This window comes from Flavobacterium limnophilum (assembly GCF_027111315.2).
Lineage (GTDB): Bacteria > Bacteroidota > Bacteroidia > Flavobacteriales > Flavobacteriaceae > Flavobacterium > Flavobacterium limnophilum.
In genome coordinates this window covers 3,248,078-3,260,586 of the sequence record NZ_CP114289.2, presented here as the reverse complement: position 1 = coordinate 3,260,586, position 12,509 = coordinate 3,248,078, and the positions used below count along the sequence as shown (strand labels likewise).

At 37.5% G+C, this 12,509-nt stretch carries 6 protein-coding genes; 5 read left to right on the top strand and 1 reads right to left on the bottom strand.

What is annotated here, in order from left to right; all coding sequences use genetic code 11:
* The first annotated feature begins 8 nt into the window (after window positions 1-8).
* From OZP13_RS13760 to OZP13_RS13740, 5 genes are all read left to right on the top strand, one after another.
* Window positions 9-1,754, top strand: coding sequence for a RagB/SusD family nutrient uptake outer membrane protein (locus tag OZP13_RS13760; protein WP_281297499.1), 1,746 nt, complete (start codon window positions 9-11; stop codon window positions 1,752-1,754).
* A 51-nt stretch (window positions 1,755-1,805) separates the two neighbouring features.
* Entirely contained in the window at window positions 1,806-2,840 is a 1,035-nt protein-coding gene (locus OZP13_RS13755) for a DUF5627 domain-containing protein (RefSeq protein ID WP_281297498.1), read from the top strand.
* A 38-nt stretch (window positions 2,841-2,878) separates the two neighbouring features.
* Entirely contained in the window at window positions 2,879-4,582 is a 1,704-nt protein-coding gene (locus OZP13_RS13750) for an endo-1,4-beta-xylanase (protein WP_281297497.1), read from the top strand.
* 132 nt (window positions 4,583-4,714) lie between these two features.
* A complete protein-coding gene (locus OZP13_RS13745; RefSeq protein ID WP_281297496.1) occupies window positions 4,715-5,956 on the top strand; it encodes a cellulase family glycosylhydrolase in 1,242 nt (413 codons plus the stop codon).
* A 620-nt stretch (window positions 5,957-6,576) separates the two neighbouring features.
* Entirely contained in the window at window positions 6,577-9,333 is a 2,757-nt protein-coding gene (locus OZP13_RS13740; RefSeq protein WP_281297495.1) for a T9SS type A sorting domain-containing protein, read from the top strand.
* Between the two features lie 348 nt (window positions 9,334-9,681).
* Here OZP13_RS13740 and OZP13_RS13735 read toward each other — a convergent pair whose 3' ends face one another.
* On the bottom strand, window positions 9,682-12,252 hold the full coding sequence (locus OZP13_RS13735) for a sialate O-acetylesterase (RefSeq protein WP_281297494.1): 2,571 nt from the start codon (window positions 12,250-12,252) through the stop codon (window positions 9,682-9,684).
* Between the last annotated feature and the right edge of the window lie 257 nt (window positions 12,253-12,509).

Below are 12,509 nucleotides of genomic sequence, written 5' to 3'. Positions count from 1 at the left end.
TAAATGATATGAATAAAAAAATCTTAATAGTATTGTCAGTCATCTTTACATTTATTAGTTGTGATGATCTTATCGAGCCAGCTATAGAAAACAATAGAGGACTTGATGACATGTATGCTGAAGCAGAATATGCACAGGGAATTTTACTCAATGCTTATACCAGACTACCGGGTAATGGATGGTCGTTTAGTGATGTGGCAACCGATGATGCCGTGTCTAATGACGTCACCAATAGTTATCGTAAAATAGCCACAGGACAATGGACGGCTAATTTTAATCCATTGGATCAATGGACAAATTCAAAGGCTGCCATTCAATATTTGAACATCTTTCTTGAAGAAGCCGATAAAGTTAAATGGGCTTTGGATGCCAATGTCAGTTTGATGTTTAGACAGCGACTCAAAGGCGAAGCTTATGGATTGCGAGCGCTTTATATGTATTATTTGTTGCAGGCCCATTCAGGCGTAACGGACAGCAATGAATTGTTGGGTGTTCCCATTGTATTGGATCCAGAAACACCCACTTCATATTTCAATATACCGCGCAATACATTCAATCAGTGTATGGCCCAAATTTATCTTGATTTGGCAAAAGCCAAAGAATTGCTTCCTTTAGATTTTGAAATGGCAACCACTTTGCCTCCCGGTTATAATAACTTGAATGATTACAATCGTGTTTTTGGGGATTATGCCAGACAAAGAATGAGTGGTAGAATCGTGATGTTTGTTAAGGCTCAAGCCGCTTTATTGGCTGCAAGCCCAGCTTTTAATGGTGGTAACACAACAAATTGGGGAGCCGCTGCCGATTATGCCGGTGAACTAATAACTCTTAATGGAGGTGTTGCAGGTTTAGATGCAAATGGGTTGACTTGGTATAAAAATACTGCCGAAATCGAAGCATTAGGTTCCGGAATAAATCCAAAAGAAGTGGTTTGGAGAACAGATATTGCCAACAGTAATAATTTGGAGGCCGATAATTTTCCTCCTACACTTTATGGAAAGGGACGCATAAATCCCACACAAAACTTGGTGGATGCTTTTCCGGCTGCTAACGGATATCCTATTACACATGCCTCAAGCAATTATAATGCATCTACTCCTTATGCAAATCGTGATCCTCGTTTGAAGCATTTTATTTTGGTTAATCAAGATGTGGCAGGGGTGAATTCCACAGTGATTACAACTGCCAGTAATGGAGCAACAAATGATGGACTTAATAAAACTGCAACATCAACCAGAACTGGTTATTACATGAAAAAGTTGTTGAGACAAGACGTGAATTTGAATCCTCAATCAACGACTAGTCAAAGACATTACAGACCACGCATGCGTTACACCGAGTTATATCTTAATTATGCCGAAGCTGCCAATGAAGCTTGGGGGCCTTTATCAGGAGGAAGTCATGGGTTTTCAGCTTACGACGTGATTAAAGCGATAAGAAGACGTGCGGGCTTTGTCCAAGATAATTATCTTGAATCCATCAAATCGGATAAAGATGCAATGCGCGTTTTAATTAGAAATGAGCGCCGTTTGGAATTATGTTTTGAAGGATACCGTTTTTGGGACTTGCGTAGATGGAAATCAAACTTGGGAGAATCTGCCCAAGGCATGAATATTCAAGGCACCACTGCTGTACCCACATATACAAAAATTTCTGTAGAGAATAGGGTTTTTGCCGACTACATGTACCACGGGCCAATACCATATAACGAAACGCTTAAGTTTAACGCATTGAAACAAAACAAAGGGTGGTAAGATTTAATGCTTATCTTTAATGCTATTTATTTTTAATAAAATTTCAAAAAAATGAAAAACAAGATATTTTTAATGTTCACAATTTTGATCGGCACCTTGACTTCTTGTACTAATCAAGATATGGTATATGATAATTATGAATTCCAATCTGTTTATTTTGCTTACCAATTTCCAGTCAGGACAATAACCCTCGGAGAAGATGTATTTGACACCACTTTGGATAATGAGCATAAATGCCGAATAATGGCCACTTTGGGAGGTGTTTATAGTAATGACAAAAATGTTACTGTCAATGTGGAAGTTGCTGATCCATTAACTGCAGGATTGTTGTTTAAACCTGCAGGAGATGATGTTCTTCCTATGCCGAGTAACTATTATTCATTGTTGTCCGACAAAATTGTTATTTCTAATGGGAAGATAACGGGAGGTCTTGATGTCCAGTTGACAGATGCTTTTTTTGCAGATCCTCGTGCCGTGAAGAACACTTATGTGATTCCTGTCAAGATGACCAATGTTGTAAATGCGGATACTATTTTATCTGGAAAAGCATTAATTGCCAATCCTAATAGAGCCATTGCCGGTCATTGGGCGGTAACTCCAAAGGATTTTATATTTTATGCCATAAAATATGTTAATCCTTGGGATGGTTATTATTTGCGTAGAGGAAAAGATGTTATTGTAGGCAAGAATGGAAATGTTGCTCTAAACAAAACCATCGTTAGACATAAAACTTATGTTGAGAGTGATGAAGTGTTTAAAATTAATACCCTTTCATTGACCAATATAGATTTTCCAATTGTTTACAAAGACGCTGCCGGCAACAGTATCAATTGTAAATTAATTCTATCCTTTGATGCAACAGGCAACTGTACCGTTTCGTCTTCCAGTCCGGGAACTTATACGGCATCTGGTACGGGTAAATTTGTAAAAAGAGGTGAGAAAAACAGTTGGGGATCCAAAGATCGTGATGCACTTTACCTAAGTTATTCGGTAGGTTTACAGGATTTTAATGTAACAACAAATGATACATTGGTGTTAAGAGACAGAGGGGTTAAGGCGGAAACTTTCACTCCTGTTCTTAAGTAATTTAGTGGGATAGTTTATCACTTTTAAAAACAAATAACATGAAAAAAATATATAGAATTTTGCCTCTTGCTGCGTTGGTGCTGTCATTGGCATCGTGTACAGAACCCCATGTGCTTTCATACGAGGTGGAAAAACCTGAAAGTATTGCCAATCAGGAAAGCATTGATGCCTATGCCGATTTAAAGACTTATGTGGATAGAACGGCTAATCCTGATTTTAAATTGGGGGTAGGAATCAGTTTGGCTGATTACGTAAATAAAAGTGTGCAGTACAGATTGGTCAACAAAAATTTTGACGAGGTTAGCTGTGGCTATGAAATGAAACATGGCGCAATAGTTCAAGCCGATGGAAGTCTCGCTCTTGACAATGTCAATAAATTATTGAAAGCAGCCCAAGAGGCCAATGTTTCCGTTTTTGGACACACCCTTTGTTGGCATGCCAATCAAAATGCGACTTATCTAAAAAAATTGATTGCTCCAGATGTCCTATCATCAACAGGTCCAGGATGGGATTTGGCAATGGAAAATGATTTTGAGACAGATAACAGTTCAAATTATCAGGTTAATTCAAAGGTAACTGCTAGTTATACCGCAGTTGGTCAAGGAGCAAAAGGAGTGGGAAGAGCACTTAAATTAACAAATGCCAGTGTTCGTGCCAATGATTGGGAAGCACAGTTTTATGTAAAGTTTACTCCGGCTGTAAAATTGGGGGACAAGTACAAACTTACCATGGATGTGCGTGCCGATGTTGCAGCATCTTCTCCGACACAGGCACAATTGAATCCAGGAGGCTACAAGCATTGGGACTTTTTTGGTGCTGTTCCTTACACAACCGCCTGGACTACTTATGTTAAAGAGATTACGGTTACTTCAAATATGGTAGACTGTAATACAATTGCCTTTAACCTTGGAAAAACAGCCACTAGTTTTTACTATGATAATATCAAAGTGGAAAAGTATAACGCAACGGGCAGTATTCAAACAAAGGAAAAAACACCTGAGCAGAAGAAAGTCATTATTGATGAGGCATTGGAAAAATGGATAAAAGGCATGGTTACTAATTGTGCTCCTTATGTAAAAGCCTGGGATGTGGTGAACGAACCGATGTCTGATTGGCCGGATCCTGCACAACTTAAAACCGGTGTCGGTAAAACTTTGGCGGCAGATGAATTTTACTGGCAAGATTATCTGGGTAAGGATTATGCCGTTCGTGCAATTCAGTTAGCGCGTAAGTATGGAAATGCTGCAGACAAGCTTTTTATAAATGATTATGGATTGGAAGCTGCAGACCAAAAGAAATGTCAGGGACTTATTCAGTACATTCAATATGTAGAAAGCAAAGGTGTTAAAGTTGATGGTATCGGAACCCAAATGCACGTAACCTTGGGTGAAACCACAATTGAAGGTATCAGGGCAATGTTGACAAAAATAGCAGCAACAGGCAAACTCGTGAAAGTATCCGAACTTGACATGGGAATCAAGGAGGGTGGAGTAACGGTAAAAACTGAAAATGTTACTTCTGCCCAACTACAGCAGATGTCCGATTTCTACCAGCAAATTCTAAAAGCTTATTTTGAAATTGTACCGGTTGCACAGCGTTACGGTATTACTCAATGGGCTGCAACAGATAGTCCAACCAGTTCGTCCTGGAGAGGAGGAGAACCAATCGGACTCTGGAAATTAGACTACACTCGCAAGCCAGCTTATGCCGGTTTTGCAGATGGACTTAAATCCCTAAAATAATAAGTTGGACGATAGCTGATGGTTCATTCAATGATTTGTAATCAGCTTAAAAATCCAACTTGAGTTTTCCCTTTGGGTGTATTTATTTTTAAATTACATCCAAAGGGTTTATTAATTTAAAAATCAATTAAAATGAAATTCTATAAATTATTTAGCATACAATTTGCTTTTTTGCTGTTGTTTTTGGTGTCTTGTTCCAAGGATGACACTCCAGCCAAATCTGATCCTGTAGCCCCAGTTGAAGAAACAATTACTTGGCCGTTGGCAACGCCTAAGTTAAAGGTGGTAGGCAAATATCTAAAAGACCCCTGTGGTAATATAGTTAATTTACATGGTGTTGCCATTACGCCTAGTCCCTGGTTTAATGGTGGAGCTGTTGGCGAATGGCGTTGGAATAATTATGATGTGGCAGGTTGCTTAAAGTACAATAAATCAATAATGGACAAGTTGTCTGATGCGAAACAAGGATGGTATCTTAATTACGTGAGATTGCATATCGATCCCTATTGGACAAACAATTTGGGAGTTTCAGGCATTCAAGAAAATGATATATCCCAATTTAATGTCGATCGTTTCAAGGACGCCATAGATAAAGTGATTCTTCCGCTCATAGCGCATGCAAAAACAAGGGGGATGTATATTATTTTGCGTCCACCCGGTGTTTGTCCTGAAAACATAGCGGTGGGAGATGCTTATCAAAATTACTTGAAAGTTATTTGGGATTATATCTCGAAACATCCATCATTGAAAAATTCTGATCATGTTATGTTTGAACTGGCAAATGAACCTATAAGAATCAAACTTCCTGATGGAACTTATGGAGCGAATAGTCAAGCTCATTTTGATCAATTGAAATTGTTTTTTCAACCAATAGTCGACATGATTAAGGCTAATGGAGCCAATAATATCCTTTGGATTCCGGGCTCAGGATGGCAATCACAATATAAAGGCTATGCCGTTAATCCTATTGTGGGAGAGAATATTGGCTATGCGGTGCATATTTATCCTGGTTATTGGGGTAAAGACAATAATGACCCAACCTTATTTAGAGCCAATTGGAATGAAAACATAAAGCCTGTTGCCGATATTGCACCTATTGCCATTACAGAAATTGATTGGGGTCCCGACAAATATCCGGTTTGGGGAAAAGGTGGAGTTACAGGAACTGCAGGAGGATGGGGATTTGGAGCTAATTTCAAGTCGCTTACCGACGAATCGGGCAATGTGAGTTGGAACGTTTTGTCTCCGGAAAACCTTATAGACAAAGGATCGGTAAATGGAGGTATTGCATACAGCAATGACCCCCAAGCTTGCGCAAATCCTGTTTATAAATGGTTTAAAGAATATGCCAAAAAAGCAATTATTTGCAATTAATGCCATAAAACCAAATTGGTTTTCAAAATTTATAAAGACGCACAATCGCTTTATTATTTATTGGATTGATGTACTTTTAAATATTGAAAGCAATAAAGAAGAAAACGTCTCAGCTAAGCTGGGGCGTTTTTTTGTGGAATAATCTTGAAATTTATTTTTTAAGAACTTTAACATGTTTTTAACTAGCATTCCCAATCCATCACTCAACAATCGACTCTTCACTTTGTTTTTTTCGTGATTTTAAGAATTGGTTATTTTTGGATAAAGGCACTCTAATTTGGTTGTAAAACCAAAATAGCTACTTCAAATCAAAACTTTATGAGCTTTCTAAATTTCAAAGGTTTTTACCATTTTTTTCAAATCTTCTTTTTCATTTTAGGGCAAGACAAGATAAAAAATAAATAAACACAACCGATTGCGTACCCTGTATTTTTTAATATATTTGCTTTATTGAATCAAAAGCCTGATAATTTATGTTCTCCATAAAAAAAGAAATGAATTATTACGTATAGTTTAACGTAATGCATTTTTTTGTGCTTGAAAATGATTTGTTGATTCAAAAAAACTTCTAATAACCATTTGATACTGTCAATATATTCACACATTTAAACATTAATTTTATGAAAGGACATTTACAATTATTTATTTTGCTGAGTTTCTTTGTTATCACACAGGGAATAATCGCCCAAACTACAACGCAATCGGCAACACTAACGGTTAATAGCGGCACGACTTACCAGAAAATCACTGGATTTGGCGGGTTTGTTTGTAGCCCACAATTTGGGTACGATCACATGACACCCGATGAAATTAATAAAATTTGGGGCCAAAATAGTGAAGCTGGTTATAATATTATGCGTTTATATATCCCCATTGCTGTTGCAGGTGCTTCAGAAAGCTTTCCGTCATCATGGAGCCAATCGTTGGCTACGGCACAATTAGGCAAGTCGCTGGGGATTAAAATATTTGCAAGTCCATGGTCAATGCCTGCCGAGTGGAAAACATACAATACTGTTAATGCGGTATATGTTGATGCCAACAATGTCAAACAGGATAATTCCCTTTTACCTGTTTATTATCCAGACTATGCCAATTACCTGAATGGTTATGCAACTTACTTGAAACAGAACGGTGCGGAACTGGATGCCATTTCTGTCCAGAATGAACCTGATGAGCGTGCGACTTACGCTGGATGTATTTGGAATCCTACGCAGATATCTACTTTTGTAAAAGACTACGGACAATTAATCAATTGTCCAATTATGGCACCTGAAGGAATAGGAATAACGGATAATTATTCTACCGCATTCAATAATGATGCTGTGTTGGCAAATTTAACATATTTTGCAGGCCATCAGTACGGTGCTATTCAGACTGGATTAAAACAAATACAAGCCAAAGGAAAAGAGGTTTGGATGACCGAGTACCTGATGAACTGGAATCCTCCGGGAAATACTCCCCGCAATTTCGACTGGAGTAAGGACGCATTCGATTTTGCAGGACAAGTCAACTCGGCTATGTTGAGTAACGTAAACGCTTGGGTGCATTATGCTGCCAAACGCTATTACGGTCTGATGGGAGATGGATCATACGGAACCACGGTGGGTGAAATTACCAAGCGTGGTTATATCTTGTCTCATTTTGCAAAGTATGCTACCGGAAAAACACGTATAGGAAATGCCTGGGCTGATACTACAGGAAAGTTAACAGGCTCAACCTATATCTCTGATACTGGAGACAGTGTGGTTGTAATGGTTGTTAATCCTGCAACGGATACTTACAACCTTACTGTTGATTTGCCATTCTACACAATCTCGGGAAAAATGGTTAAAACAACAGAGTCGGTTAACATGGCTTCGACAGATTTGAGCTTTGCTACTGAAACCTGTCGTCCAAAGATAAGTATTAGTCCTTCCAGCTTTACCACGCTTGTTTTTGCAAAAAGCAGTGTGAGACCAGTTTCGCAAATGACAGGAGCAGCATATCATTATAATAAAATTGAGGACCAGGTTGTAACCAATGCTGCCTTTGGAACAGCTTATCAGCTAAGTGGAAAAACGGGGGTTAGTTTTTATAATGGTTTTCCACTTATAAGTGCCAATGCCACAAGTGCTAACGGGTATGTTAAGCTAGACGACAGATACAACCAGTTGGTATTCCATATTAATACTATTACATCTACATTAAATTATTCTTCAAATATTACTTTGTATTATATTAATAATGCTGGAGCAACCAAGTCTTACAATTATGGGTCAGTTAATTTTGATAAAAACGGAAATTATGATTGGGTATTAGATATTTCTCGAAAAGTTTTGACTGATGGATGTATGGGTATTCTAGGTGTCGTTAGCGGCAATTACAGTTCTAAACTAACAATTGATTTTGGAGATGTCTACTTCAGAGTTGGAGATGAAAAAATGTTTAAGTTTACAGGTAGTTACAGTGCCGGAGACAGTAATGAATTGGATTGTCTAGAAAATGCGTCCTATACATCAATGGATTATGTAGGTACTTCGGGTATTACTTCGGCTCAAAACTGGAATGTATCTGCTTCCAATAAAAATTGTATTTATTACGTAAACGGTTCGGCTGTAAACACCAACCCAAATGTTATAGCAGGCACTTCCTGTGCCAATCTTAGTCTTACTGATGTTGGTGGTAACTTTTATGCTCCTGTTGGCTTTACTGCAACTGCTGCAACCTATAGTTGTACTTTTAACGGGTATAGAATGTTGACACTGCCTTATGAGGCTACCATCCCATCGGGAATTTCAGCATACAACTTGCAATACTCAGCTATAGAGGTTAATGGTTCCAAAATTACAAGCAGTAAAATACCTGCCAATACACCAGTTTTAATTGCTGGATCTGGTACTTTCTCCTTTAATGGAACTGGTAGCGTTTCTACACCACACAATGTAAAAGCCAACGATATGAATGCAGTATATATTGCTACAAAAGCTTATGCTGGAAGTTACTATTTGAATACGGTAAATGGCGTTACAGCTTTGTATAAGTCGGTGAGTGGTTCAGAACCAACCATAAATGCTTTTGGTTCTTTCTTGAGTCCAAGTATTTCAGTTACTGCCCCAAATCTTCCAATAAAACTTGATGGGGTTTCATTAAACACGGAAAATTACGGTCAAATGGTAAACAGTTTCAGAGTTTATCCTAATCCTGTAAAAGATGTTCTTAATATTGATTTTAGTGGTGACAATACCTCATGTGAAATTTTTGATATGCAGGGTAAAATGGTGTTAAAACTTGTTTCTGGAAGCACGCAGTTTAATGTTTCAAGTCTTCCAAATGGAGTTTATGTATTGAAAGTCACTGATTCAGAAAAAACCTTAACGTATAAAATCATCAAAGATTAAATTTACAACTATGCATTGCATTTCAGAAGTATAACAATCCTACGAATCGGTTAGAAATGTGCAATAGTGGTAGGTTTTTAAGAGATGGAAATTAAATAAATCGGGATATGAGAATTATCCCGATTTTATATTAATGAAATAAGAATTTTAGGTAATGTTGTTGGCGGGAAAAACAATGGGGTGATTTCTCCAATAATAAATTAGAATGTTGTTTATTAGTTCAGAAGACTATCCCGGAGTAATTTCAGCATTGAAAAATCTACAAACGAATAGGAAAAACACGCGCTACATTTTTCTGTGAAGGAAGCCGAACTTCTGTTGCAAAAAATACTAATCAATACAGGCGGTTTATTTTTTTAATTCATTAATGTGTTCTGCTACATTTAACATTGTGTCGATATATATATCTTTTTCATTTTCTTTGAGATAATGTACTAATTGGCTATGGGCTTCTTTTGAAACATTTAAACTATGTTCTCCACCCACGCCATGAAAAAGAAAAACCAGCAATTTTCCTGATTTTTGGGCTTGTTTGACTAGCTCAATCATTTTTTCTCCTGAAGTCCCTTCCATACAGTAAGAATCCATATCCATTAGTTTCTGTTCGTTAAAAGTGTGCATTTCTCCTCGAACAGAACGTGCGGCAATGAATTCATTAGATAATGTTTGAATAAATTCGCCTTCGGCAACTTTTTTATTTCCGCAAGTGAATGCAAAGGTGCGTTTGTCTTTACCATCTATGGCTTTGACAAAGGCATTACACATCTTGATTTCGTCTTGAATTTTTTGTAAGCTATATTTGCTTAAATCGTATTCTGGTTTTACCCAACTCATGCCCGGACCTGAAGCATCACATGGATGGTAAAGTGTATGATTGCCTAATTCATGTCCATTGGCTGCTGCTTTTCTCCAATCTTTAATTCGCATGGTGGCCGCATCAGAGGAAGCGGTAATGTAAAAAGTGCCTTTCAGATTTAAAGAATCCAAAACTGGAATGACATTGTCAAGATGAACATTGAGAGCATCGTCGTATGTTAGAACTACTGAACATTTTTTACCTTTCCACGGCTTGTAATTATCCGAAATTTCACCGTCAGTTCTGAATGAGGAGGCGGGTAAATTTTCGGAATTATAGAAGTTGACACCCTGGGGGTTGTCCTGCCAGGCATATCGAACATATTTTGGATTTTTTATTACTTCGTTCCAAACTTCGATTTTATTTTTTCCAATAATTCGAGTTTTAGCCCAAACGAATTTTTTGTCGTAATCCGCTATCGAAAACCATCGTAATTCTTCGCCATCTCCAGAAGTAATGCCTTCGGCTATATTATCGAAAGTTAATATAATCTTGCCGTTTTCAATAGTTTGAGATTTTAACGTTGGTCCAGAATGTACTGTTTTTTTATCGTTATAAGCTATGTTTTCAGCGGAAAGTGCTAATCGTTTTCCAATATCTTTTTTATTAAGTGGGTGGATGTCATTCCATTCGCCTAAGTCAATTGTAACTGTAACCGCAGTATTCGGTAATTTTAACGCTTGGTTTTGGGCTTCTCTAAGTCTTGCCCAATTGCTTTCTGATGGGGTATAGTTTACATCTTGAAAATTAGCCAATTGTACTACCAAAAAAGGCAGGTTTTCATCTTTCCAAAGGGTTCTCCAGTTTGAAATTAAAGTAGGCATAAGAACATCGTAAGCTTCTGGATTTCCCACATTACTTTCGCCTTGATACCAAAGAATTCCTTTAATTTTCATAGGTAAAACAGGGGATATCATGGCGTTGTATAAAGCTGTTGGTTGATTTTGCTGAACCAAACCACCGCCAAATGCACCAGGGTTTTGAGGTTGATAGACTTCTCCAACCTTGTATTGCCAAGTGCCTTTAAGGTCTATTTCTTCGCCATTGGCAGTCATGGAATAATTTTTATCAGGTACAAACCCGCCTTTGCCAGATGTGTTTGTTACCTTTATGACAAAGATATTTTTCCCTTCCTTGAGCAAATTAGCCGGAATTTCATAGCGGCGTGGAGGATATTGATAAGTAATATTACCAATTTTTTTGCCGTTCACATACATTTCGTCGGCATCAACAATTCTTCCCATAAACAGTTTTACAGGTTTGTCTAACCAATTTTTAGGTACTTCAAATTCTCTTCTGAACCATACAACCCCATTTAAATCTTTCAGACCTTGGTCTTCCCAATATCCAGGAATATTGAAATTTCTCCAGCCTTTTGGTTTGTAATCCATACTTTCCCAATGCTCTATACTGCCAAGGTCATTAATTATATTTGTTTTTATTTCTCCAACCGGTAAACGACGATTGATAGAGTTGACATAACTTGTGTCTTTGTTTCGAGTGATGGTTTTCTGGATGTCAGGTAGATTTTTGTAGCCGTCTTCGCTTATCCAGGCTTCAATGGGTGTGCCGCCTACAGAACTGTTAATGATGCCGATTGGAACTTTGTATTTTGTGTAAAGATCTCGGGCAAAAAAGTAGGCCAGAGCACCAAAAGTATAGATGTCTTTGGGGTTGGCTGTTTTCCAATCACCCAGTGGGAAGTCGTCTTTTGGTGTGTTAAGATTTGTTAAAGTTGGAACAAAAAAATAGCGAATATCAGGGTAATTTGCCGAAACTATATCTTCAGGAAAACGTTCTTTAACTCGTTCCATTGTTACTGTCATGTTGCTTTGTCCACTGCAAAGCCAGACATCACCGAATGCAATATTTTTGATGGTAATTTCATTTTTTCCTTTCAAAACCATTTGATGGCCGGTTCCAGCTGATTGGGCAGGAAGTAGTAATTCCCATTTTCCATCATTGGATGTAATTGTTTTGAAACTTTTTTTATTGAAAAAGACTGTGATTTTTTCATTTGGAGAAGCCCAACCCCAAATCTTGACGGCTTGGTCTCTTTGCAAGACAATATTATCAGAAATAAGCTTTGGTAATCTAATTTGTGCTTGAAAGCCAAGGCAACAAAAGAGACAAAGGAGTAGTGGGAGTTTGAAATTTTTCATGACTAATTAATCCAAAATAAAAGAGAAAAGGTTTGCGTCTAATTTAATTAAAAATATAGTTTATAAATAGAATTACCAGCTTATTATAAGCTGGTAATTTTGTATATTGAATTACAATTTATGTTTGTAGGCTATAAAAAAGAGGGACATATGAAAAC